Source organism: Methylobacterium sp. ap11 (genome assembly GCF_900110515.1).
Lineage (GTDB): Bacteria > Pseudomonadota > Alphaproteobacteria > Rhizobiales > Beijerinckiaceae > Methylobacterium > Methylobacterium ajmalii.
On sequence record NZ_FOEB01000038.1, the window covers coordinates 14,759 to 39,007 of the forward strand.

A 24,249-nucleotide genomic window follows, 5' to 3' on the forward strand; every position below is an offset into this window, starting at 1 on the left:
TGCTTTCTGCTGTGTACTGGCCGACTGCGGTCTGCGCTGACGGAACTGGTGGCGGGGCCAGAGCGGGTTATGGTTGTATTTCGCCTTAATATCTATATCATATTTCCCGTCAATGGAGATGTAATTAGAGTTTTAATTGAACATGCATATCCCGCACCGCAAAATTCAGACTACAGATAGTTTCAGTCATGGAGCAAGATATCAATGAATAGGCCACTAGTAAGAACTATTTATTATACTGGCGTAAGAAATATTGGAGATTTGTCAAATGCTAATATAATATCTGATGTAGGAAAAATCCAAACTTATCAAGCGGGAGATCTTAATGATTCACATTTTCTAGGCATTGGAAGTACTATGTCATCTTCTGTTAAAAATAGTATAGTTTGGGGAACGGGAGTTATGCATCCTGACTATGGTCTAGGAGGAGTTATTTCAAAAAATATATATTTGTTAAGAGGAAAACTCACTCACCAATTTTTGAGCAAATCTGGTGTTAGAATTAATGACATACCACTTGGAGATCCAGGAATATTACTGCCGTCACTAATGAAATACAAAAAATTGAAAAAAAAATATTCCCTCGGAATAGTTCCACATTATGTAGATATAAATAACCCGTTCTTTGAAAAATTAATTGGACTTGAAGATGTGAAATTATTAGATGTGCGTACAAATGATGTAAATCTATTCATAGAAAATATGTCGCAATGCTCTAACGTTGTTAGCTCATCTCTTCACGGATTAATATTCGCTGAAGCTTTAAATATACCAAATTTATGGGTTTCTGTTAGTAATAATATAAAAGGTGAATATTTTAAATATTATGATTGGTTCTCTATGGCAAGCTCACCCCAAGATAAGCCATATTATCCTAATCTACAGACAACATTAGATGAAATCATATCAATGTGTATACTTCATGAAATGAATATTAATCATCAGGATTTATTAAAATCATTTCCCCACGAAAGGATAGAAGAATGTTGTATGAGTTCGTTATGCGTAAATGATGTTGTTCATCATGATAAATGCAGAAAGATGCCATTAAACATTTTTATCGATGTCGGTAGTGTAGACGATTTAAATAATTTGTCTTTTACAATAAATTCTCTAAATATTAAATCAAATAGTGATTTCTATTTTATATTAATCGGTAGTAATGCCTCTAATTTAATGCAATCTTTGAAAAAATACATTTTTAAATTTGAAAACATAAAACATATTGATGAAGACTTTACAAAAAATTCAATCTATAAATATTTTCTATCCTGGTCAGAACCTCAATCTTACGCGATCTGTGATCCAGGTTACAATTTTTCAAATATTGATGAAATGGAAAAATTAAAATTTGAACTTGAGATGAATCCAGAAATTAATCATATAGTCAGTACTCAATCTGATGGAAAAAAATTACTTTGTGCGAGAGCCGGTAGAAGCTTACTCCTATAATTATTTTTTATTAGACCCTGTTTCATAATGGGTGCATAGCTTGACGGTTTGGTGAACGGCAGGCGTCGCGGGCGTTGGGAGAGTGTCCAACGCTCACCCAAGAGACCCGATGTGGACGCCTGTGGCGTTGGCCGTCGCGCGTGGTGCTGGACGGCATCCTTTACGTTCTGCGCGCCGGCTGCGCGTGGCGTCACCTACCGCACGAGTTCCCGCCATGGAGCACCGTGCATCGCTGGTTCTTAGCCCCTCTCGGAGGCGGGGGTGTGCGAGCGGCTGGCTCACACCCTGACGATGGAGGATCGTGAACGCGCCGGGCGCCAAGCCAGTCCCACCGGCGCCATTGTCGATGCACAGGCGGCCCGTTCAGGCGGGGTCGGTATGGCGGGGGCACGCGGCTACGACCCCGCCCGCAGCGTTGTCGGGCGCAAGCGCCACGCGCTGACCGATACTGACGGCCGCCTGCTGGTTGCAGCTGTCAGGCGACACGACAAACTGGGCTCTCCCGCGTTTGTGGTGCAGGCGTAGCGGTCACGCCGACAGCACCCGGGCGCGCAGCAGGTCGAGCTTGGCACGCCCATACATCGTCCGCTTCAACGTCTTCACGCGGTTGATCTGTCCCTCGACGGGGCTCGTGCTCCATGACAGCTCGAGCGCAGCTTCCACGGCGGCCCGATCCCGCTTCAACCCCTCCGCCAGGCCGCTCACCGGGCCATCGCGACAGCGATCCAGCCACGTACCGAACCCGGCCTGATCCTGCTCCCGCACGATCACCGTGAAGGCTTTCGCCTCCGCGAGCGCACGCTCGATCTCGGGGACGGCGGCCACGAGAGCATCGAGGAAGCGCCCGTCCAGCTCGCCATGCTCACCGTCCATCAGGAGAAGCCGCGTCGCCCGCCGCGGCGACGGGCGCCGCCAGACTGGACTAGGGGCAGGTCGCATTCGCGGCGGGCCGCCCCTGAGAGCAGCAACGCAGAGCCGGACGCTCATCACGCCACCCCGGAAGCCCGAGGTGAACCGCTCTGGGTTCCTCGGAGGCTTTTTGTCTTGGGTCAGGCGGCCAGGGCTTGGTCGCCGACGTTGGCATGATAGCGCGCTTCGGCCTCGACGGGAGGGACGTTGCCGATCGGCGCGAGCAGGCGGCGATGGTTGTACCAATCGACCCACTCCAGAGTGGCATACTCGACCGCCTCGAAGGAGCGCCACGGCCCGCGCCGATGGATCACCTCCGCCTTGAACAGGCCGTTGATCGTCTCTGCCAGGGCGTTGTCATAGCTGTCGCCGACGCTGCCGACGGACGGCTCGATGCCCGCTCCGGCCAGGCGCTCAGTGTACCGTAGAGCCAAGTATTGCGATCCGCGGTCCGAGTGATGAACCAGCCCGCTGCCCTGAGCGGGACGACGCTCGTGCAGGGCCTGCTCCAGGGCATCCAGCACGAAGCCTGCGTGGGCACGGCGTGACGCTCGCCAACCAATGATGCGCCGAGCGAACACGTCGATAACGAACGCCACATAGACGAAGCCCGACCACGTCGCCACGTACGTGAAGTCGCTGACCCACAAGGCATTCGGCCGGGGAGCCTTGAAGTGGCGGTTGACCCGATCGAGCGGGCAGGCTGCGGCCGGGTCGGGGATCGTGGTGCGAACGGTCCTGCCGCGCACCACCCCCGCCAAGCCCATCCTGCGCATCAGCCGCGCCACCGTGCATCGCGCGGCCACGACCCCCCTCCCGGGCCAGTTGCCGCCAGATCTTCCGCACGCCGTAAACGCAGAAGTTCGCCTCGAACACGCGCTGGATCTCGATCATCAACGCGGCGTCGCTGCGAGTACGAACTGGTCGCTTGCCGGGGTCGGCACGCCGGGCAGCATGCAGGTAGTAGGTCGACGGGGCGATCGGCAGTACCCTGCAGACCGGCTCGACCCCGTAGACCTCTCGATGATCGTCGATGAAGCTGATCATGGCCGCGACCGACGGTCGAGCTCCGCCATGGCAAAATACGCCGACGCCTTGCGCAGGATCTCGTTAGCTTGGCGCAGCTCACGGTTCTCTCGCTCGAGCGCCTTGATCCGTTCGCGCTCGTCTGTCGTCTGGCCAGGGCGCACACCCTGGTCACGCTCAGACTGACGCACCCAGTTCCTCAGTGTCTCGCCCGAGCAGCCGATCTTGGCCGCGATCGACTGGATCGCCAACCATTGTGAGCCGTGCTCGCCCTCCTGGTCGCGCACCATCCGCACGGCACGCTCGCGTACCTCGGGGGAAAACGGGGTTGTTCGCTTCGTCATGGCTCCATCCTCTCAGAAGTTGGAGCCTCCGGGAAACCCGGAGCGGTTCAGCCTTCGGGCTGATGCGGCTGCGGGCCATCCGCCGCCAGGTGCTCGCCAAGGCGGGCCACGAAGCCGGCCGGGGCAACGTGGTCACCGCCGCCGGCCTGCTCGTGCTCTGGCTGGCGGGGTTCTGATGCCGACCGCAATCCCCGCCGCAGAACCGCGACTGTCAACCCGCCAGACGGCCCGGCGCCTGTGGCTCTATCCTATCGCGAGGTGTTCAAGAGGATCGCAGCAGCAATCCGCAAAGAAGAGGTCTAAGAGGGACTCTACCTGACAGCTATCACTGCGTTTCCACAGCGCGGACCGGCGAGGTCTTCGCTTAGGGTCAGCCCCATGACGACCAATTCCTCAAATCCCCGAAAGCATGGTCAGTCCGTCAGTTCTCGGTGTCGCGTGCGCGGGCGACCGCCGAGCTTGCCGTTCTCCCGGGCAGCTGTCGCCTTGCGCTCTGTCCGGACGCTGCCGCCCACACGCCCAAGCTGCTGCGCCATCCATCGGCCAGACCCCATTACGCCCTCTATTAAGGCCGGCACGTACACATCCGCGTCGAGGCGCCGGAAGTGCAGGCCAAGGCCTGCGGGCGTTACCTCGATCTCGCGCAGATCCTCGGCCGTGGCGCCGCTTAGCCCTTCGATCAGGGAAACCGGCACGCGCAGCTCGGCCCCAGTGGAAAGCCCCACGACAAGGCGTGAGCCCGTCACTAGGTAGCGCGCCGAGGTCGCGTACGGGCCCTCCTGCCGGACACGCGCGCCTTCAGCGGTAGCCCGCTCGAATGCCGCCTCATCCATGGATCTTTCTCCATTCCTCACAGAGGTGGGCGAGGTTCTCCTCAAGGGCCCGGGCGATCGCCAGGGCACGCTTGAAGGAGAACCCGTGGTTCTCCCGGATCTCGACCGGTCCGCCGGGGCAGTTGAGGTTGAATACCGCCTCGCAGCCCTCGCCGATGACGTGAACGTGCGGAGGACGGTGGTCGTTGGGGTAGATCACCACGCGAAGCGATCCGATCCGGAGAACCGTCGGCATGTCTGTATCAGAAACCCAAGCGCTTAGGAACGGATGAAGCGTCGCGTGGTTCCAGGCTCCTGCGCAGCGCACTCCGATCCCTGCGGACCCATCCGACAAGCTAGGCTTAACCGTACAGCGTGATAGGCTCCTCACACGACGTGAGAGCCCGCCCAGCCGGGGAGCAGGAATGCCGATCCGGCCGGAGCACCGCTTCTTCTATCCCATCGACTGACCGCAGCTCTCCGACGCGATCCGCTTCCGTCGGGCGCGGGGCCGGTGCGAGGAATGCGCCCGTCCGCACCTGCAGCGGGTCTTCCATCTCGGCGACGGCCGCTGGTGGGATGCCGAGATCTCGGGCTGGCGCGATGGTCAGGGCCGCCGGCTCCGGACGCGGCTTCGCAACGAGAAGCCGCAATGGCGGGCGAAGTCCAGGAAGCCGGCCTGGAAGCGGTGACGGCCGCGACCGTAGGCATTCCGCTCCACCACCACGGTGCGCATGTTGTCGTAGAGCACCTCGCGCGGCACGCCCCCGAAGGCCAGGAAGGCGTTCTCGTGGGCGGCGATCAGCGTCTCGAGGCGCTCGTCGGTGACGAACTCGAGGTGGGCCGCCCGGCTCCAGCCCAGCGTCGCCACGAACACCGAGAGCCGGTCGGCGCCGCGCCCATCACTGCCCAGTCGACCTGCATCTGCTCGCCCGGCGCGGTCTCGAAGCGCACCACCGTCTGCGGGGCGGCGCCGGCGCAAGGCCGGCGACGAACTCCTTGAGCATGATGTAGCCGTCCGCATAGCCCCGCTCGCGCAGCTCGCCGAGCAGCACGCTGGCCGGGATCCGGTCCGGCGCTGCCGCTGCCAGGCGCTCCACCACGTAGCCCTTGAACGGGTCGAGCTTACCCGGTCGGGGCGGCTGCCCCTTGTAGCGCGCCCGGTTAGGACGTGCCGTGGCCGCAGGGGTGTGAGGCAGACAGCAAAAGGGCGCCCTTGAGCAAGGGCGCCCTGACGGATTGCTAAGACTTCAGTTGAGGAAGCGTGGCACTACGAAGCGGATGCCCAAGAGGCCTATTAGGGCAAGCGCTCCGCTGACGACGAGTACATACACGATGTCAGCATCCGCTCCGTAATTTAAATAAAAAGCAGACCGGCACACCTTAACGATGTGCACGAGCGGATTCCATTGCACGTAATCTTGAACGACTGCCGGCATTGCCTCGATCGCGATAACTGTACCACTTGAGAAATATATTATAAGCATGGGAACAATGGTAACTATCATCCACTGTTGGAACAGTTGCGAGATAAAGACATTGAGAAAACCCACACCTAACGCGAAGCTTAGTGCAAGAAGCATGCTTTCACAAAAAGCAAATGCATCGTGCGGAATAACGCCAGCGCCAGAGCATGCCGCGATAAAAAATACTAGAAAAATACTAAGGCTGCCGGTGCAAATCTCAACGAGGGCGCGAGACATAACAACGTCAAAAAATTTTACTTGATGCCCTTTGGTATTCGAACGGGGTTCGACTGGCGGCGCTTCCGCTTCGGCTCGGCTCACGATGGTTCGCGCGACACGGGAGAACCCGCCGCGGTGCCGATCGAGCACCTGCACCAGCGCTTGCGAGCCGTTGCAGAGCAGATGCCAGCGATCCGCGACCTGGACCGCCCCGGGGGCGCCGCGACGCACGCCATCGGCGTAGGCACCGGCGCGGTCACGAGCCCCGACCTCGACGCCGGTGTAGCCGCCGATGTGAAACTGACCCAGTCGGTGAAACTGACCCAGTCGCCAACTGAAACCTGACCCAGGCCGTAGGCTGGGCCCCTTCTGCGGGAGGAGGCTCGGATGGTGGGTGAGGAGGCAGCGTTGGAGATCCGGGTGTTGCATCGGCACGGGAAGGGCATCCGCGAGATTGCCCGCGCGACGGGGCTGTCGCGCAATATGGTGAGGCGCTACCTGCGCGATGAGGCGGCGGCGCGCTACAAGGGGCAGCCGCCCCGACCGGGTAAGCTCGACCCGTTCAAGGGCTACGTGGTGGAGCGCCTGGCAGCGGCAGCGCCGGACCGGATCCCGGCCAGCGTGCTGCTCGGCGAGCTGCGCGAGCGGGGCTATGCGGACGGCTACATCATGCTCAAGGAGTTCGTCGCCGGCCTTGCGCCGGCGCCGCCCCGCAGACGGTGGTGCGCTTCGAGACCGCGCCGGGCGAGCAGATGCAGGTCGACTGGGCAGTGATGGGCGCGGCGCCGACCGGCTCTCGGTGTTCGTGGCGACGCTGGGCTGGAGCCGGGCGGCCGTGCCCAACACCCCGCTGGCCCTGGCCATGCTGCGCAGGCTCCAGTGACTGGCGACTTGCTCGTCACCGACTCGGCGCGACACACCTGGACGAGGCTCGTCGAGGAGCCCGTTCGCGCGCTGATGGGCGAAGCGCTAGTGCCACTTACCAACCGTGTGCTTACCGGTGGCGAGTTGCGCCGTGATGGCAGTGTTGCTCAGGCCATCGACAGCCAGCAGCACGATCCTGGCCCGCAAGGTCAAGCCTTGTGCGGTTTTGCGACGGCGAGCCCGAGCTCGGCTCGCTCCTCAGCACTGAGCTCGAGGTTGGTGGGTACGCGGTAAGACATCCGCACCTCCCTGCTAGCTCACCATTGTACCACAACCTCCAGGCGCAGGACACTAGAGTACTTCACGATCGCTTTGCAATCGCGAAGCTCGCTAGGCCTCTGATTTTGCTGCATTTTCTTCGAAAAAACGGTATCCCCTCCGTCGGAAAATGCTCTAGAGCATTTTCCGACGGAGGGGATACCGGTTTGTCGCAAACAATGCGGCGAAAACAAAGACTTAGATAGCTTCGCGATTGCAAAACGATCGTGAAGTGCTCTAGGTGCGCAGTCCCGCCAGCTTCCGCCAGGCGATCAGGACCGCCGAAGCACGGCCAGCCATCTCTGCTAAGATTAACGAGGCTCCGATCGCCTGTCCAAAGTAGATTTACGACAATCGCAATATCGTCGAGCGACTGTGGGCGCATCTGAAATAGTAGTGCGCCATCGCCACGCGCTATGAAAAGATAGACATCAGCTTTATGGGCGACTTCCGCCTCTCTCCACCATTTTGTGTGTCCCGTGACAAGAAATTTTAATTTTAATTTAACTATTATGTAATTTTATATAAGAAAGTTATCATAGAGTCGCCATTAGCGCACAACAACGAATCTATGATAACACATTAATTGTTACTTAGGAATCCTTCCAGCTACGTAACCGAGAGCCGCATATGCAGCGAACATTCCCTTATTATGTTTTTTCATCCAGTCGTTCATATGCGGATTGTTTGCAAGAATAGAGGCAATATAAGATCCATCCATGATATTTCTATACTCTGTATCTCCATGATTCAGAAAATGAGCTAGCGGGCAAGAAATTCTTTCCGCAATAATAGCCAATTCAACATCGGGATTATTTTTTAAATATAAATTAGAATCAAAGTGCTCTATTGGTTCTATGCCATTTTCTAATCCAACGGTTAGATAGTGCCATAATAAGGTATTTTCCTTGGTTGGCGCATAATGATTTCTTATCGATTGTCCAGCAATTTTATAAGCGTTCTCGTAATAAAAACTTGATACAAACATAGGATTTGGATCTAGATGCAATCTAGATCCAATTTTTATATAATGATCACGGGCACTTGAAAATCTTCCGACCTCGATTTCACTTATAATCTCCGGATTTTCCTCAATGTAATATTTTTCGTCAAATAGCTCTTCGAAAGCCGCCTCAATCTGATTTGGAGAAATTCGTAACCCTTTGATAATTGCCGGCCTGTTTTTTTGAAGCCACGCGTAGTATGTATTTTCTCCTTCGGATATATATGGATCGGGAAAGGCTTTCTGCAAATCAATATGCTTACGGTACAATGTTCTTGTCTTAGGATGTACTTTTTCTCCATTATCAAAATAATCCCATCCATATCTAAAATTTTCTAACTTATTTTGCATATGCTGAGATATCGTCTCTTCATATCTAATTTCTATTTCGGCTACTGCAGGATTTGATGGGGCAAAAATCTCTCTTACTCTTCTATGGGTACCTGTAGGGCCTGTGCCCGAAAAATGATATGTGATTAGATTATGGCCATCAATTTTATAGCTTATTCCCTTATCATCTTTTATCTGCAGCACTTCTCTGCCGAAAATATTCCAACTTGCGACATCGAGATTTGGGCTGCGAATGATAGCAACTTTGTCAAATGCCGCAGGAACTAAGTCGCACCAACGCTGATCAGTAAATAGGCCGTATTCTTTATCATCGTAGCAAAATTTTGACAATCTATCGTCCCACCATTTCGCAAATTTACGTGACGACTCTCCGTTCTTAATAATTAAGTGGCCAAGATTATAAATGCCATGGGCTACAACTGATATCTCTGATAACTGCACACCCATTTCTGTTTCTTCTGGTTTAGTAATGTGAGGAATTAGTCCTATTTCATTACCCCCCATTAAATCGGCTATTTGATCTAGCGGAGAATAAATATAAACATCTGGATCAAAATATAGATACATATCTGCTTTTATCTCATTCATAATTTTAATTAGTGCTCTTCCCTTAACTCCGGTGCAAGCCTCCATGACATTATGCATAAAAATCCAGTCGTTTGAGAACCCCAAATCATGAGGTAGCCATACAAAATCGAAGGGTTCTAATTTTAGATCCAACCAACCCGGGATGACATCGTTTAAACATAAAACTATTACTGCATCAGGATGATGCAGCTTTAGACTTTGCGAAAGCGCTCTAGCCTTCGGCAGATAATTGATTGAACAGCTTGTATAAACACAAAACTTCATTTTACTTCTCCATCTCCAAGACTAATAACGATGTAGTTTAGGTTTATCACAGAACATATATGCTTATTGTAGCAATATATGATGTGACATATCTAGTTTCTTGATTATTTTTGATTACTTATCGGATTTTTTATTTCGACTCATATTCAATTGCTTCTTTTTCGACTACTTCTTGTCTCATTTTAATCATTTCATTACGCAAATATTTTAGTTCTGCTTCGATTGTTTTAATATATATATTTTTATCGTGCATGGTTTTTAAATAATGTTCGTTCTTATTGGCCTCAACTCGATTTATGGAGTTTAAATGGTTTCTTATGATTACGTTCCATCTACCGTTATACTTCGGATTAGCATAAAGAGCATCATACAGAAAACATGTTATATCTCGTGTCCATATCTTGCGATTTACATCCGTAACGACATTATCTTCTCCTGGTCGGACAGAGATGTGTGACGTTACTTTTTCTATTTCGAATATATGTGGGATATTTTCAGATGATAGAAGTATTAGATACAAAGTATAATCTTCGCTTAGATCGTATTTAAAATCAAAATTTTTAGTTTCCGCCTTGAAGAAAGCTGTAGGTATTAACGCTGCGCAAATCGGGAGATGATTTACACCATTAAACATTTTATTCCAATTTGAACCAGGATATATATGATTTCTTTCACTGCTAGCCAATATGGGAAAATGTTTATTATTGAAATCCCATTTTTCTTTGTTAACGTCTGAGTCCATAAAAATTAAAGGTCTCATTTTATGAAAGAAGGCAAATTCAATATTTTTAAAGGCATCTATATCGATGTAGTCATCATCATCCATAAACCAAACGTACTCTCCATTAGCTCCATCTACTCCCCCGAGAAGATTTGCAACTCGGCTATATTCAGTTCTTTCGTTAACTGAAAGCACCATATTGATATTTATAAATTCCGCACAGAGCAATTTGAATTTTTCACTTGCAATTTGGTGGTCGATATCAGTTGATATTACGACTTCAATCTGCAATTTTGAACTCTGGCGAGCCCGAATGATACTTGTAAGCAATCGTTTAATCAGATGGAGTCTGGTAAATTGTGTTCTAGTAATAATAGATATTAAAGGTGTATTTATGTGTTTTTTTATTACTTCATCAACATATAAATATACCCCGTCAGACTTTAAAGAATTGATATCATTTTTGATGGTGTCAATTTTTTTTATAGTAAGATTGCCCGATAAAGTTTTTATTGTCTCTCCATCGTTTAAGAAATTAAAACTGGCAATTTGGTTTGACGCTTTTACAGCGTCTTTGGCGCGAAAATCACCATCTATTCCTGTGCACAGATCTGGAACAAACAAACTTACTTTATCCAGTTCTTTATATCCATGCAAAATAAAAGCAGTTTCAAAACAAGCTTCCATTTCATTAGAGAATTTATCAAAAAATGATTTGAGGTCTTCGGCATTGATTATATACAAATCAATAATCGTGTCGATAATAGGTTGTATATCGCTGTTATAAATAATAAATGGATTTTTAGAGCTATAAAGAGAACAAAACTTTTTATTATCTCTTGCTAAACCTCCAGGACTAACTAAAGTCCACTTATCTTGAAATCCCTCTAATCTTTGCATTGTAATATTTATTTTTGAAAGAAGATTTTCATCAACAATCAAATTTGTATTTCTAGAAATAAGAATATATTTACCGTGTGGTCGCGCTATAAATTGTCTTAACGACTGAACGAAATCTAAATCATGGTACAAACCAGTTTCAGTACACTCTTTTAAAAATCCTTCTTCGATACCTCCTATTGGAATACTTGATTGTATTTCGAACATGCAACTGATGTTGCCGTATTTTTCTTTATTTAGATTTAAAAAAAGATTTGGCATACTTGCACTCCTTGTGAACGATCGTGCTTGGGGTTTAGCACTTCACTCAACCCTCGAGTATGGTATTTTTGCATCTCAGACCTGTTTCAGAGTAAATCTGCTTGGCGTGATGTCCCAAGGAAGTTTGGACCGTACTGCAGGCCCCAAAGATCTCCGTTCATGAGAATGTGCCAGCGTCCGAGATCCTATCTCATAAATAGCAATCAAGACGCTTGGCAATGATCATGGCCTTAGTGAGGACAAAAAAGCTGATACGAAGCATAAAATCGCTTCATGATCACGATATTAGGATGATTACTATCAATCTATACCCAAATTTGAATATTTAATTTGTAAATATTCCTACCATAATATCTTTACTAAGGATCACTCTTCACAATTTTTATAGATATTTTCTATAAATATCTCTCTATTTTACAAAACCGATCAGAAATTCTCAATTTTTATTACCGAATATCAAATGTTTCAGAAAATTATTCACATTCTTTCTCAACTCAGAAGTAAGGTTCGGTTCACGAGTCTTACTTCCCCTCTACCGGCACGGTGATGCTACAGGAGTGATTCCTGCCCGTCTTGGCGACAGTTTGGCGGCAGGCCTCGATCACCGCGGCGTTCACTCGCATCAGCTCATTGGCCGCGGACAGCTGGCTCAGCCCGACCGGGTTCTCGAACTCCATCAAGCGAACGCCCGCCTGCCACGACCCCGATCCGAGGATCTGTGAGGCCACACGCTCGGCTGACCCGAAGGGCAGGAGCTTCGGAAGAGTGAGGACTGCCATCATCCCGATGTAGAAGCCCACCATACCGGCAACCAAACCGACGGAGGTGAGCCAGTTCCGCTCCTCAGACATCCATGCTGGCCATTTCCTGGCCTTCAGCACTCGGGTTTCCCGCAGGAACTCCGCCGCGCGTGCGTCGAGCCGTTGTACCGCGTCCCGGACCAACCCCTCGCTGGTGCTCTGGAGTAGCGTGACGGTGCGCTCCGCATCCTGGCGCAGGGCGGGAAGCCGCTCGATGGCGTTCAGGCGCCCGCCCACCGTCGCCAGTTCCTGGACCAGGCGGCCGAGATCGGCGCTGTAATCGACTGGTGTTCCAGCCATCTCGGCGCGATCCAGGGCGGCCGCCACGTCCTCCCGCAGGCGCGCGGTCTCCGCGCGGACCTCACGCCCCACCCGCTCGACACTCGCGCGCAGGGCCTCGAACGCCACCGCCGCATCCACGGTCTCGTCCGCCTCCATGACACCCAGCCCCGGATCCAGCTGGCCCGCGCGGCGCTCGTCGTCCCGCATCTCGCTTCCTTCGCGGTTCACAATCCGAGGCTCGGCCCCAAGCTCAAGGCACGCTCAAGTGTCAGGCTACGCTCCGGCGCCAGGCTGCGCTCGAGTTCGTGCGACAGACCGAGCTCCGGCTCGGCCCGGAGCGCGATCCCGAGGTCCCCGCGCCGCGCCGCCAAAGCCGTCTCCAGCGCGGGATCGTCGGTCAAGCTCAGCCTCAGAGCCCGCATCCGATCTTCGACCGCCCCGCGCGCCTTCTCGTGCTCCCGACCGGGCAAAGCCGCGCGCTGCGCCCTCAGATCGCTCCAGGATCGCACGAAGCGCCCCGCGCGCGAGGCCGGATCGGCGAGGATTGCCGCCTCGCGGTCGAGAGCCGCCGTCAGGGCCGCAAGGCGGGCGCGACCAGGAGACATCGCGAGCGCTGGCGCGGCTTCCGGATCGTGCTGCAGAGCCGAGCGCAGGGTTTCCCCCACCCCGGGGCGGGCCTGCTCCAGCACTGCCGTGGCGGCGCTGAGCTCCCGCGCCTGTCCTTCGAGCACGGGGAGGCCAGCCCCGACCTGGCGCTCCCGAGCGTCGAACGCGCGAAGATAGCGCCCGAGCGCCGCTTCGAACCCAAATCCGGCGAAACTGCTCGTACCCCCAGGGTCTGGGATCTTCCCTGCGGCGTTCGCGGGTCGTAGCCCCGCCACCGGGACGATCGCCGACTCCGGCTGGCTCGGACGGCCGGGTCTGAGCTTCAATCCGACGAACGGGTCACGCCGCGGCGCCGGCGGCACCTCGGCCGGGCCGGGTCGGCTCAGGCGAAGTCCCGAAAACAGCCCCCGTCGGCTCCGGGTCGTGGCCTCCCCCGCCCCGTTCGGCTCCAAGGCGATCGTACTGCCGAGCCCGAACCGTTCGGTGATCCCGCGCCGCACCGCGTAGGCCGACGCATAGTCCAGCGTCGTCTCTTTCGTGCCCGCCCGCGACAACCGCGCGGCGAACCGGGCCTGTAGCGCCGCCCCGGCCTCCGTCGGACCGCTCAGCCCGAACTCGCTGCCGTCGACGTAGAGCTGGGCGGCATCCCGGTGGCGGGTCATTGCCACGTAGGTCAGGTGCCGGTCCAAGGTCGTCGAGGCCAGTACGAACGCCCGGTCCACCGTCGCCCCCTGGCTCTTGTGGATCGTCGTCGCGTAGCCGTGGTCGAACGCCTGATACGCGTCCGTTGCCACCTCGACCCGGCGCTCCTCCGCCCCGTCGAGCCGCACCACGATCCGCCCGGCTGCCACCGCCTCGACCGTGCCCAGCATCCCGTTCTTCACGCCGAGCGCCCGGTCGTTCTCCAGGAACACCAGCCGGTCCCCCGGCGCGAACCAGCGCTCGCCGTCGTTGGTCGGGAACGCCCGCTCGCCCGCCTCCTCGCCCTGCACCAGCGCGCCCCGCTTCTGCAAAGCCGCCCGAATGCTATCGTTGAGCGCCCGCACGTCGGCCCGGCGATGCGCCAGCACCACCCGCGAGCCGGTGGGCCGGCGCTCCCGGTCGGCGAGGTAGTCCCGCACGATCATCGCCTCGGCGTGCGCCCGGTCAGGCGCGATCTCGATCGCTCCGGCCTTCTGGTAGGCCTGCAGGCCCTCGGTCGTGCGATGGCTGGCGAACGCCACCGAGGCCGCGCGCTGCCACGGCTCGCGCTGCCGGCGGATATCGGAGAGTTCTGTGTGCCCGATCGCTTCCGCAATCGCCCGGAACGGCGCTCCCGCCCCGATCGCCTGCAGCTGCTCGTGGTCGCCCACCAGCACGAGCTTCGCCCCGCGCGCCTCCACCTCCGCGACGAACCGCGCGAGCTGGCGCGAGCCGACCATCCCGGCCTCGTCGATCACCAGGACATCGCCATTCCCGAGCAGCCCGCGTTCGTTGCGCCAGCCGAGATCCCACGAGGCCAGGGTGCGGCTGGGAATGCCCGAACTCTCCTCCAACCCCTCCGCCGCTTTGCCCGCCAGCGCGGCGCCGTGCACCCGGTAGCCCTGGGCCTCCCAGGCGGCTCGCGCCGCGGCCAGCATCGTGCTCTTGCCGGCACCGGCAAACCCGACCACCGCCGTGATCCGCTCCGGCCCGGTGACGTGCTGGATCGCCTCGCGCTGCTCCGGCGACAGCCCGGCCGAGGCTTCGCCCGTACTCGCCCGGATCGCCGCGTCCTGCGCCGCAATTGCCCCCCCGACGTGACCCGCTTCGACCCGATGCCGGTGGCTTGCCTGCATCCGCCCGGCGGCCTGCGCCATGCTGCTTTCGAGCGTCAGCATCTCGTGCGTGGTGTAGCGCGCGGCACTCACCTCGCCGGTGAGCGGATCGGTGCTCTCAGGTTGCAGGACCACCAGGGCCGGTGAGGCCATCACCGCCGCGAACGCGTTCTGGAAGGCGGCGGCATCGTCGTCGAGCGCGCGGTGCAGCGCCCGGGCGATGTCGCGGGCGTCGAACACGCTCTTTTCGCCAGTGACGAGGTCGAGCACCTCCTGCGGCCGCTGAGCTATGACCGCCACGTTGTGGGCGGCGTCGGCCGGATCGAGGCGCTTGCGCTCGATCGTGCCGCCGCGCCGCTGCACGCTGGTCGCGGCCACACCGACACGCTGCGTCGGCGCGAGGGTCAGCCCGCGCTCGGCGTGGCTACGATGGTCGACGGTCAGATCGAGGCCCTCGCGCGCCAGATGCGCGTTCGCCAACCCCTCCCAGGCCTGCCGGATCGCGACCAGTTGCGCCTGCGTCGTCGGCAGGCCGCGCGGCATCAGCTGCTTGTTGGCGAGCTCCAGGAACGTCTTTGCACCGAGCCCTCCGGCCTCGATCACCCGGGTGGTCATCAGGAGGTGGGCGTGGTGGTTGCGCTCATCACCACGGGAATGCGGTTTGTGGATCGCGAAATCCACCGCCGCGCCGGTGCGATCGGCGAGCTCCTGGGCGAAGGCCTGGGTCAGCGCCAGGCGCGCCTCGCCGGACAGCTCATGCGGGAGCGCGACGACGAACTCGCGGGCGACGCGGGCGTCGACGCGTTTCTCGGCCGCCTCGGCCGCATTCCACAACGCCGAGCGATCGGTGGCCCAGGCGGCCTCGACACCCTGCGGCAGCACGATCCCGGACGGCCCGATGCCGATACGGCCAGTATAGTTGTGCACCAGGCCGTCGCGCAGGTTCTCCAGCCGCTCGCCGGCGCGGTAGGCGGCGGCGGCCACCGCGCTGCGCCCTGAGGAGCGGGCGACGACCGACATCTGGCAGTAGTAGATCGCCACGAGAGGCTTGCTCCTTGCGGCCGAGCTTAGCAGCAAAAGGGTCGCTCCGCGACCCGTAGTTGCGCCTTTCCGTTGCTGTCGCTTCGCTCCGCCGCTGCGGAAAGTGTCCGCTGGCGGAACCGATCGCGGGAAGCATGGGGCGCTGTCAGTGTTGCACCGCAGCCGTTCTCTAGGAGAGCAGCGGCCGACATCGCTCAACGAGCTTGGCCATGACGCATACGACGGCTACAACGGTCGAGCCTGACCCTGGGAGATGACGATGGCGCGGCGGACGATCGAGGAACGCCTCGCGCACCTCGAGGTGCAGAAGAAGAGCCTGCAGGCTCGCCGCGGCAAGCAGGAACGCACCCGCGACACCCGCCGCAAGGTCCTGCTCGGTGCGCTCGTGCTGCAGCGGCTTGAGGCCGGCCACGATCCCGCCTTCACCAAGCGCCTCGCCGACTGGCTCCGCCGCGAGCTGCCGCCCTTCCTCACCCGCGACGCCGACAGGGCCTTGTTCGCCGATCTGATCGGCTCATCGGTCGAGACGCCGAGCACGGACGGTCCCACGGCACAGGCCGAGGCGGACGGCAGCGAAGCGGCGCGGCCGCAGGACGCCGCCTGAGGGCGGTTGCCATGCAGGTCGTGCACACCAGCGCCAGGCGCGACGCTTATCTCAGAAGGCGAACCTGGGGCATCACTTTGGGCGGCACCCTTCTGGTGATCATCTGGCTAGCCCGTGCGTTCGTCGAACACCTCGGTCCCTGATCCACGCCGCCATCACCGACAACACGAGCTGCGAGGGTGGCCAGGTCCCGATCCGACACCCGCTGTATGGGTTGATCACGAGCGCCGAACTGCGCACCGGGCAGGTACGACGCGGCAACGGATTTATGTCCCCGCACGAACGGTACAGGGCCGCAGGTCGCTCTTTTTGTTCGGGTCGTGTTCGAAGCTCAGATCAGAGGGACAAGCAGCGTAGGGCGGCGCTAACAGTATGATCGGTCACCATGAAGATCGAGGACGCGACGGCCCATCTCGAAGCTCAGGTCAGGATCCAGACCTGGTTCATCGTGCTGATCGGCACCCTCATCGAGGTCGTCCGGTTGCCGCCCTTCATCGCCTTGTTTACACGCGGCTGAAGCAAGCGGAGAGGACCTGACTGCGGCGTCGAGCAATGCGCCAGTTTGCCAGCACCGCGCCCCTCGATCGGAGGTCTGTCTCTCGACCAGATCAGGTCGCGAACAAATCGAGCTGGCGCGCATCCACTCGCCTCCGTGACACCCGCCTGATTACACTGCGCTCGGGCACGACCGGAGGCACCGTCGCGGATCTCGCCGCCGGCGTGAATGCCGGCAGTGCCTCACGCGGCTTGCCGTGCAGCACGGCCCCGACGATCCGGCCGTCCCCTTCCTGATGGAGTAGATAAAGGACGTGGACTGGCGTCCGCAGGATCTCCTGACGTAGCAGCTCGCCTGGCGGCAGGAGTGCCAGCGCTGTCAGGAGACATGGCAGCCCGGCCGCGGCGACCTGCATCGCCTCGAACTCGATCTCGCGCAGGCCCCAGCGCTGGCGTGCCGCTCCGGCCGTCGCCGACGGGAACGGATTGGCTGCAAACGTCGCCGACGGGTCGCGCACGAACGCCGCGAGACGATCCCGCTCCACGATGCTGCTGGCGCCCAACGCCTCGACGAGCCAGGCCTTGTCCCCCGAGATGTCACGCAACTGCTTCTCCTTCCGATCGGGAGCATCCTTCCCCCGCATCGGCGGATCAGCCAGCTCGCCATGATGTGAGGGGGGCACGCCAAGGCTCGATGTTATGCAAGCTCGAGCGGTCGTTCGCATCCGGGACCTAGAGAGCACGGCGGCTCACGCGGCAGGCCTCGCAGCCCGGCGCTTGCACGCCAGCTATCTTCTAGGGATGCTGCGAGCCTCGCCGGCCCGGATCGCAACGGCGGCGGCGGCGGTCCGGGACATGAACTTCCGCGAGAACCGACCGAGCCGCTTGGTATCCTCGAGCGCCCATGACGCCGCGAGATCGTCGGTGTTGAACTCGTCCACGACGACCCAGGCCGGCGTGTAGAGTTTGGCGCGACGGGCCTCGGTCTCCGGGATCTCGACGACATGGCCGAATGACCCCGGCGGCTGGCTGGTGATCAGAAACAGCAGAGGTCTGCGACGCCCATCCTTGCCGACGACGATGAGCATGACGCAGGTCGGGCGTGCTTTCCGGCCAGCCTCTTCGCCACGATCGTGCTCCTACGCCCGCAGATAGGAGTAGAGGATGATCTCTCCGTGTTGGGGCTCAATCATCGCGCCCGTCGTCCTGCGCGACAGCGTCGAGCCCAGCCCGGATCTCGTCGCGTTCCAGACCCGTCAGGTCTTCGGCACGGTGCGCACGCTGCGAGCCTGCGCCAGACAGGCGATCGAACTGCTCGGCTGTCATCAGGACGAACTTGCGCTTTCCGCGCTTGGTGATGTCCACGGGGCCGCGGAAGGCCGCCTCGACCACCTCGCCGGACTTGTTGCCGAGGTCCGTGAGGGTGAAACTCGCCATTGCCACCTCCTGCAGTATCCATGAAATAGCTGTATTAGCTATTTTTGGCAATTCAGGTGAAAGACGAATGGGCTGGCTGTGTAACTCGGTTACGCACCTGCTCCAGCCGGCCGGTCAGTGGGACCGCTGATCGTGGTATGTGGGCATAATCAGCGACGAGCCGCCCAACCCCGCCGCAACCGGGCCGAGCGAGGCTACGGAGCGGCCTTGAGCGCGCGGTAGACGCTCGCCCGCCCGATCCCGAGCTGCCGGGCGATCGACGAGGCGCCCTTCCCCTCCCCTATCAGCGCCCGCACGGCTTCAGGGTCCACGCTGTTCTTGCGCTTGCGGTTATACACGCCGGCGGCCTTGGCCTTGGCGATCCCCTCCATCTGCCGCTCACGCCGCAGGTTCGTCTCGAACTCGGCGAAGACGCCCAGCATGTCGAGGAAGGCCTTACCCGCAGCGGTGCTCGTGTCGATCTGCTGCTCTGTCGCCTTCAGAGAGGCGCCCTTGAGCTTCAGCGTGCGGACGATGTCCTGAAGATCCCCGACGGACCGCGCCAGCCGGTCGACGCGAGTCACCATGAGTGTGTCGCCGTCACGGATGAAATCCAGGATCGTCGCCAGCTCGCTCCGTCCTGCGCGGGTTGTGCCACTCGCCTTCTCGGACCGGATGATGTCGCAGCCGGCTGCCTGGAGCGCGGAGATCTGCAGGGTGAGGTCCTGGTCCGTCGCACTCACCCGCGCATACCCGATCGCAGCCATCCCGCCACCCCAAACCGCATCAAATGGTCATGACCATTTGAGAATATGTCCCATTTCCTCACATGACAACCCTGATGAGACACTGCGCGCGCCGGGCGGGCCGGCTTTGACGAATTCTCAAAGGGTGTACCCGGTGGGACGGAGGTGCGGTGTTAGGGGAAGCGGATGTCCGGGAGTCGTCAAACCCAAATACCCCTTTGCCCACTTGCGCCAGTGATACTTTGGGCTCTAGGGTTTGCGGACTTTGGGGCTCTTGCCCGCGTTTGGCCGCGGCGCCATACCCAAATACCCCTTTGTCCTAATGGGCCATGGGGTTCATGGGCTGTTGAGGTTTTCCACTTATACCCCCTGGGGCGTTTACCCCTTGGGGCACTGGCACACTTACCCACCTGGGAGCTTGGGCAATGGCGGTCATCAGCGTGTGTTCGACCAAGGGGGGCGTCGGCAAGACCACGCTCGTGATCTGCCTCGCCGACGCCTACGCCCGGCAGGGCGGGAGCGTCGCGATTATCGACGCCGACCCGAACGGTCACGTCGTGACTTGGCGCGAGCGGGCAGGGGAGGGGGGACAGGTCGACGTGATTGGCGGCGTCACCCAGGCCAACATCCTCGACCGGATCAGCGAGGCCGCCGCCCGCTACTCGATCGTCTTCGTCGACCTCGAGGGCGCCGCCTCGCAGGCCGTGACCTACGCGATCGCCGAGTCGGACCTCGTGCTGATCCCCTCGAAGGTGTCGGGCATGGACCTGCAGGAGGTGTTCCGGACCTACGAGGTCGTGCAGCGGGCCGAGAAGATGCTCAAGCGCCGCATCCCGGCGCGCGTCGTCCTCACGCAGATGTCGCCGCTCCAGAGCCGCGTCGCGGCGCATGCCCGCGCCGAGATCCAGGCGGCGTCGATCCCCGTGCTCCAGACCGAGGTGATCCAGCGCGCCGCCTACCAGGCGCTCCACTTCACCGGCCTCTCGCCCTCGGCGCCGGACGGCGACGCCAAGGCCGCCCGCGAGGTCGGCGCCACCCTCGAGGAGCTTCTCGCCATCCTCGCCGAACAGCAGCAGGCCGCGTGATGTCGAAGCCCGTGTTCCAGCCAGCCCCCCGTCCGAAGCCGCGCACCTCGCCCGAGGAGGCCCGCCAGCTTGCCGAAGCCGCAGAGGATCTCGGCTTCACGCGCTCGTCGACGGCGCCCGAGCCCGAGCGGTCGGCATCTGAGGCGCCGGCAACGCCGGAGCCCGCCCCCGCAAGCCCAAATCCCCCTTTGCTCAAGAGGACCAGTGCCCAAAAGGATCCGGCCCTCAAGTTCAGCATCCCGGAGGAGGTCTGGACCGAGCTGCGCCAGCGCGCGCTCGACGAGCGGGTGACGGTCAAGTTCCTGGTCCTGCGGGCGCTGGCGCGCGACGGATTCGCAATCGATCTCGACAACCTGCCCGAGGACGGACGACGCGTCCGATAGCTCGTTCCTTGCCGCCCCGAATCCCTCACCGAGCGCCGGATCCTCACCAGAGTCCGGCGTTCTCGATTCCAGGGGTGGCTACGGTCTCAGGCTAGAATCGAGGGCTCGCGGCCGGGCGTCTGGTCTGACCGGAGCCCGAATCCCCCCCTCCGAAAACCCGTCGCGCCGCTTCCGCGAGCTGCCGTCTTCGATTCTAGAGAAGAAGAGAATCCCTTGATCCCTGTGGAGGGAGTCGGTTTGCACCCTGTTGGCCGTCGACGCTGGAGCCAGGCCGCCCATTCCCGCGAGAGGACCCGGACGAGGTTGGTCTCGTGCTTGCGGCCCTTGAGCGGGCGTTCGGTGATGGTGACGAGCCCGTCGCTCTCGGCCAGGCGTAGGGTCATCTGCGCGTGGCGGTGGCAGACGCCGGCCCGCGCTGCGATCTCGGCTATCGAGAGGCCGCAGACACCGCGCGCGGCGATCTCCTCCCCGACAATGAATAGGACGGCCCGCTGGCCTTCGGTGTAGCGGCGCGCGAGCGGCTCGGGGAGCGGGCTTGATCCGCCGAGGCCCCGGCGGCGCTCGCGGCTCTTGGCCCGATCGGGCGAGCGCTGGCGGCGGGGGGCGAACTTCGTGATGCGGGCGGCAGTGGGGGCAATGGCGGCGGCGAGGGCTAAGCCGGGTAGGGCAAGGGCGGCAGGGGACGCCCGGCCGGCGGTGCGCCGCGCCTCGATCGCGTCGTCGAGCTCGCCCGCCTCGTGGTCGTCGATCCGCCCGGCGGCGTTCAGCGCGTAGAGCTGCTCGCGCAAGGATACCAGCATCTCCGGAAGTGCCTGCGCGATCGCCTTTTTCATCTCGGCATAAGTCATCGGTCGGCCTCTGCTTGAGGCCGCGGCAGATCGAGCCGGGTCACGCGTGAGCGCCCGGGTCCTGGCAAAGCTCCGCCGTCGTCGGAAATCGGGTTTCCGATTGACAGGGGTAGCGATTTTGGGGATGATCCGAGCTGATGATGGCTTGGATCGGCCCCTTGGGGCTCCAGACCCTCGGTTGCCCTGGCAGGCTCCCGAGGGTCTCGCTTTTTCAGGGTGTCGCTGCTGCGGCGGGAAACTCCGGTGATTGCGACCCGAACTCAAGGCGCGGGCCGCGGAAGTGTACACACAGACACAGATTAACCCTGGCCGTCAAATCCTCAGATTACGCGCCAAGCGGCAGGGTATGGGCGTGGCGGCAGATCGAGCCAGGTCGCGCACGTGCACACCCGGTTCCCCGCAAAGCTCCGCAGTCGCCAGAAACACAGTTCTGGATTGACAGCTGCAGCGATTTCGGGGACGATCAGTCTTGCTTGCGGGCTTGATCGGCCCTTCGGGGCATCAGACCCTCGGTTGCCCTTGCAGGGGCTTCCGGGGGTCTCGCTTTTTCAGGGCCTCACTGCGGCGGCGGGATCTCCGGGTTGATGCGACTCGGGCTCAAGGCACGGATCGCGGAAGCGTACAAACAGCCACAAATTAACCCTGGCCGTCAAATCCGTCTGTCTACCGAGTCGGGCTTTTGCCGTTGAGCGTAGGCGTTGAGTCAGGAGGCGGAGGTCGGGGTGAATGACGATGGCGCTGCATGCAGTGGCCGATCACCATGATGCTCTCTCGCCCATTGAGCGCGGCAAACAGCGTCGTGGTGCTGTGGCGGATGTCGTCGTGGGTGCGGATCGCCGCTCGTCCTGAGGCGATCGGGCGATTGGGCCTGATGCGTTCGAGGTCCTGGCTCTAGTTTTTCTCGTCGGCTGACAGCACCGACGCGTGGCAAGGCAGGTCCATGTAGAGGTCGACGATCTCCTCCACCTTCTCGGTAAAGGCGGGGTCGGTGAAGCGCTTGAGGGTGCACACCCGGTGTGGCTGCAGGCGGTACTCCTGCCAGATGCGCTGGACCGAGCGTAGCGAGATGTTGGTCGCGGCCGCCACGGGGGGACCGGTCCAGTAGATGACTTCGCCGGACGACTCGGAGCAGGTCGGCGCCAGCACCTTGGGCGTCCGTCAGCATCGCGCCTCCTCGCAAATTCCCTCAACGTGAGAGATTCATTGACAGAGTGCAGTTTCAACGGTGAAGGTTGGAGGCTGCGACACTCTCTATATGGTAGCCGATCCTACTTAGGTTCAATTGATATGAAAATTTCCATCAAATCACAGAATGTCCGGGCTGCATCCCACTCTACTCATGAGAATGCCCATCTCATATGGGTTCACGATCAACTCGCAGCAGTTCTCGTGCCAGCTGAGACAGGTTGGTACCTTGAGCATGGGCTTGGACCATTCCAAGTTGACGGATTAATATTTCTTACAATTGAAGCCGCTGAGCAGTGGGTACATGAAATAATTAAATCGATCGATCATTTATAATGTGTCGTATTTTATATAGATTTTAAATGTCAGTAAAAATCTTAAAAAACCTATCTAACATTATAAACGCTCAAAAATATATTGGGCGTCAGACATTATATATGTTAGATTTTATAGGGTACGGGGGAGTTTTACTCGCAGAAAATGGTTATTTTATTGATATTAACGAAATTGCTGAACTTTATTTCAAAATAGAGAATAATAAAAATAAAGAAGATCTTATAAATTCTGAAGGCGGAAGAGAAATTATAAAGCATCTCCTGTCACTAGGTAATGGCCGCTTCACAATTAGCGAGAATAATTTGGTAGTTGTCGAAAGAAAAGATCGTAGACCACTTATTCTCCATGCTACTGTAGCACAAAGCCCAAATTTCGAAGGGATACACACTTTACTTATATTGGTAGATTTGGATTTTGAGAGAGAGATAGAAACATCGTCACTAAAAATTATATTTGGACTTACCGAAGCGGAGGCGCGTCTTGCTAAATTTATATCTAAAGGTTATACTCCAAGTGAAATTGCCACAGATTTAAACCTTTCGATTGCTACCATAAGAACACAACTTGCATCGATTTATAACAAAACTCGCACACGACGTCAGGCTGAACTAGTTTCTCTTGTAAATAAGTTATCTATAATACGTTGATAATCTATAATAATATATATCAATTAAATAATATTGTCTTGAATGTTGCATCAAAGACACTGAAACGGGGAATTATCTTGCCGGCAGTCAAGAGGGTGGCTTTCATCCAAATGAATGATGGATTGTCGCATCTCATCGGTGTACGGCTTCCCTGCCGACTTGTTAAAAGTTTGCCATAAACGGAACGAGTTGAGCGTTAAAATATCGAATCGTGGTATATACATGCGCGCTAGTATAAAAGTCTAGCTTTGCAGCAGATAAAAGCCTCGATTTGATATTTTGAGATAGATTAAGCGCGTTAGCGCATTTTATTGTCGTATCTCCTATGGGATGCGAGCTGGGGAGCTTGAGCCGTGGCCGAAATCATTGAGAACGAGAACAATGGTGACTACGCCTCCGGCTTCAAGGTCGTGGCCGGCGCTGCCGTCACCGTCACGGTGAATGACACCGCCCTGACCGCCACGCAGCTGGCCGCCAGCTT

22 protein-coding genes, 5 pseudogenes and 1 other annotated feature are annotated in these 24,249 nt (G+C 57.8%); of the genes and pseudogenes, 11 read left to right on the top strand and 16 right to left on the bottom strand.

What is annotated here, in order from left to right; all coding sequences use genetic code 11:
* Positions 1–204 precede the first annotated feature (204 nt).
* Both BMX97_RS30470 and BMX97_RS30475 read left to right on the top strand, forming a co-directional pair.
* Entirely contained in the window at positions 205–1,452 is a 1,248-nt protein-coding gene (locus tag BMX97_RS30470; protein ID WP_091754884.1) for a polysaccharide pyruvyl transferase family protein, read from the top strand.
* A 113-nt stretch (positions 1,453–1,565) separates the two neighbouring features.
* Positions 1,566–1,929 (top strand): annotated as a pseudogene (locus tag BMX97_RS30475) (transposase); the annotation flags it as partial.
* Positions 1,930–1,980: 51 nt separating this feature from the next.
* Here BMX97_RS30475 and BMX97_RS30480 read toward each other — a convergent pair.
* From BMX97_RS30480 to BMX97_RS30495, 4 genes and pseudogenes are all read right to left on the bottom strand, one after another.
* The gene (locus tag BMX97_RS30480) at positions 1,981–2,439 is read right to left on the bottom strand and encodes a transposase (RefSeq protein WP_143074753.1); all 459 of its coding nucleotides are present in this window, start codon (positions 2,437–2,439) and stop codon (positions 1,981–1,983) included.
* A 62-nt stretch (positions 2,440–2,501) separates the two neighbouring features.
* Positions 2,502–3,731: pseudogene (locus BMX97_RS30485) on the bottom strand (IS3 family transposase).
* Positions 3,334–3,450 (bottom strand) — a sequence feature (AL1L pseudoknot). (Overlaps the previous pseudogene by 117 nt.)
* A gap of 413 nt (positions 3,732–4,144) precedes the next feature.
* Positions 4,145–4,564, bottom strand: a complete 420-nt coding sequence (locus BMX97_RS30490; protein WP_091754869.1) for a DUF2442 domain-containing protein — start codon at positions 4,562–4,564, stop codon at positions 4,145–4,147.
* Positions 4,557–4,799: a DUF4160 domain-containing protein gene (locus BMX97_RS30495; protein ID WP_091754870.1), complete on the bottom strand. Its 243-nt coding sequence runs from the start codon at positions 4,797–4,799 to the stop codon at positions 4,557–4,559. Before BMX97_RS30495 ends, BMX97_RS30490 begins: the two co-directional genes overlap by 8 nt.
* 169 nt (positions 4,800–4,968) lie before the next feature.
* On the opposite strand from BMX97_RS30495, the pseudogene BMX97_RS34050 reads away from it, so the two are divergent.
* Positions 4,969–5,169, top strand: a pseudogene (locus tag BMX97_RS34050) (hypothetical protein); the annotation flags it as partial.
* On the opposite strand, the gene BMX97_RS34380 reads toward BMX97_RS34050, so the two are convergent.
* Positions 5,151–5,420, bottom strand: coding sequence for a DDE-type integrase/transposase/recombinase (locus tag BMX97_RS34380; protein WP_177202411.1), 270 nt, complete (start codon positions 5,418–5,420; stop codon positions 5,151–5,153). The pseudogene BMX97_RS34050 and the gene BMX97_RS34380 overlap by 19 nt on opposite strands.
* A 373-nt stretch (positions 5,421–5,793) precedes the next feature.
* A complete protein-coding gene (locus BMX97_RS34060) occupies positions 5,794–6,330 on the bottom strand; it encodes an ABC transporter permease (protein ID WP_244538730.1) in 537 nt (178 codons plus the stop codon).
* Positions 6,331–6,363: 33 nt separating this feature from the next.
* On the opposite strand from BMX97_RS34060, the gene BMX97_RS34065 reads away from it, so the two are divergent.
* The 3 genes and pseudogenes from BMX97_RS34065 to BMX97_RS32525 all read left to right on the top strand — a co-directional run.
* Complete coding sequence (locus BMX97_RS34065) at positions 6,364–6,573, top strand: hypothetical protein (RefSeq protein ID WP_244538731.1); 210 nt, start codon at positions 6,364–6,366, stop codon at positions 6,571–6,573.
* A gap of 42 nt (positions 6,574–6,615) precedes the next feature.
* Positions 6,616–7,002 (top strand): hypothetical protein, encoded by a 387-nt coding sequence (locus BMX97_RS30515; protein ID WP_091754873.1) that lies wholly within the window; start codon positions 6,616–6,618, stop codon positions 7,000–7,002.
* A gap of 688 nt (positions 7,003–7,690) precedes the next feature.
* A pseudogene (locus BMX97_RS32525) lies at positions 7,691–7,801 on the top strand (IS5/IS1182 family transposase); the annotation flags it as partial.
* Positions 7,802–7,999: 198 nt separating this feature from the next.
* Here BMX97_RS32525 and BMX97_RS32530 read toward each other — a convergent pair.
* From BMX97_RS32530 to traA, 4 genes are all read right to left on the bottom strand, one after another.
* The gene (locus BMX97_RS32530) at positions 8,000–9,616 is read right to left on the bottom strand and encodes a hypothetical protein (RefSeq protein ID WP_143074756.1); all 1,617 of its coding nucleotides are present in this window, start codon (positions 9,614–9,616) and stop codon (positions 8,000–8,002) included.
* A 130-nt stretch (positions 9,617–9,746) separates the two neighbouring features.
* Positions 9,747–11,498 carry a glycosyltransferase gene (locus tag BMX97_RS30520; RefSeq protein WP_091754885.1) on the bottom strand — a complete coding sequence of 584 codons (1,752 nt, stop codon included), beginning with the start codon at positions 11,496–11,498 and terminating at the stop codon, positions 9,747–9,749.
* A gap of 521 nt (positions 11,499–12,019) precedes the next feature.
* Entirely contained in the window at positions 12,020–12,787 is a 768-nt protein-coding gene (locus tag BMX97_RS30525; RefSeq protein WP_091754874.1) for a DUF6118 family protein, read from the bottom strand.
* A gap of 17 nt (positions 12,788–12,804) precedes the next feature.
* A complete protein-coding gene (gene traA, locus BMX97_RS30530; RefSeq protein WP_091754875.1) occupies positions 12,805–16,023 on the bottom strand; it encodes a Ti-type conjugative transfer relaxase TraA in 3,219 nt (1,072 codons plus the stop codon).
* A 259-nt stretch (positions 16,024–16,282) separates the two neighbouring features.
* Between traA and BMX97_RS30535 the strand changes: the two genes are divergently transcribed.
* Both BMX97_RS30535 and BMX97_RS34295 read left to right on the top strand, forming a co-directional pair.
* Positions 16,283–16,627, top strand: a complete 345-nt coding sequence (locus BMX97_RS30535) for a mobilization protein (protein ID WP_091754886.1) — start codon at positions 16,283–16,285, stop codon at positions 16,625–16,627.
* A 385-nt stretch (positions 16,628–17,012) separates the two neighbouring features.
* The gene (locus BMX97_RS34295) at positions 17,013–17,144 is read left to right on the top strand and encodes a hypothetical protein (RefSeq protein WP_280142830.1); all 132 of its coding nucleotides are present in this window, start codon (positions 17,013–17,015) and stop codon (positions 17,142–17,144) included.
* A gap of 91 nt (positions 17,145–17,235) precedes the next feature.
* Here BMX97_RS34295 and BMX97_RS30540 read toward each other — a convergent pair whose 3' ends face one another.
* From BMX97_RS30540 to BMX97_RS30555, 4 genes are all read right to left on the bottom strand, one after another.
* Positions 17,236–17,727 carry a hypothetical protein gene (locus tag BMX97_RS30540; RefSeq protein WP_177202412.1) on the bottom strand — a complete coding sequence of 164 codons (492 nt, stop codon included), beginning with the start codon at positions 17,725–17,727 and terminating at the stop codon, positions 17,236–17,238.
* Positions 17,728–17,910: 183 nt separating this feature from the next.
* Positions 17,911–18,210 (bottom strand): hypothetical protein, encoded by a 300-nt coding sequence (locus BMX97_RS30545; RefSeq protein WP_244538729.1) that lies wholly within the window; start codon positions 18,208–18,210, stop codon positions 17,911–17,913.
* Between the two features lie 97 nt (positions 18,211–18,307).
* A complete protein-coding gene (locus tag BMX97_RS30550) occupies positions 18,308–18,559 on the bottom strand; it encodes a type II toxin-antitoxin system Phd/YefM family antitoxin (RefSeq protein ID WP_091754876.1) in 252 nt (83 codons plus the stop codon).
* A gap of 194 nt (positions 18,560–18,753) precedes the next feature.
* Positions 18,754–19,305, bottom strand: a complete 552-nt coding sequence (locus BMX97_RS30555) for a recombinase family protein (RefSeq protein WP_091754877.1) — start codon at positions 19,303–19,305, stop codon at positions 18,754–18,756.
* Positions 19,306–19,709: 404 nt separating this feature from the next.
* Between BMX97_RS30555 and BMX97_RS30560 the strand changes: the two genes are divergently transcribed.
* Together BMX97_RS30560 and BMX97_RS32535 are read left to right on the top strand one after the other, a co-directional pair.
* The gene (locus tag BMX97_RS30560) at positions 19,710–20,369 is read left to right on the top strand and encodes a ParA family protein (RefSeq protein WP_091754878.1); all 660 of its coding nucleotides are present in this window, start codon (positions 19,710–19,712) and stop codon (positions 20,367–20,369) included.
* The gene (locus tag BMX97_RS32535; protein ID WP_143074757.1) at positions 20,369–20,752 is read left to right on the top strand and encodes a hypothetical protein; all 384 of its coding nucleotides are present in this window, start codon (positions 20,369–20,371) and stop codon (positions 20,750–20,752) included. The genes BMX97_RS30560 and BMX97_RS32535 overlap by 1 nt, the downstream gene beginning before the upstream one ends.
* Positions 20,753–20,838: 86 nt before the next feature.
* On the opposite strand, the gene BMX97_RS30570 is transcribed toward BMX97_RS32535, so the two are convergent.
* Positions 20,839–21,600, bottom strand: a complete 762-nt coding sequence (locus BMX97_RS30570; RefSeq protein ID WP_091754880.1) for a hypothetical protein — start codon at positions 21,598–21,600, stop codon at positions 20,839–20,841.
* 726 nt (positions 21,601–22,326) lie between these two features.
* Positions 22,327–22,749, bottom strand: a pseudogene (locus BMX97_RS34070) (IS630 family transposase); the annotation flags it as partial.
* A gap of 398 nt (positions 22,750–23,147) precedes the next feature.
* On the opposite strand from BMX97_RS34070, the gene BMX97_RS30580 reads away from it, so the two are divergent.
* Positions 23,148–23,768: a helix-turn-helix transcriptional regulator gene (locus tag BMX97_RS30580; RefSeq protein ID WP_091754882.1), complete on the top strand. Its 621-nt coding sequence runs from the start codon at positions 23,148–23,150 to the stop codon at positions 23,766–23,768.
* Positions 23,769–24,249 lie beyond the last annotated feature (481 nt).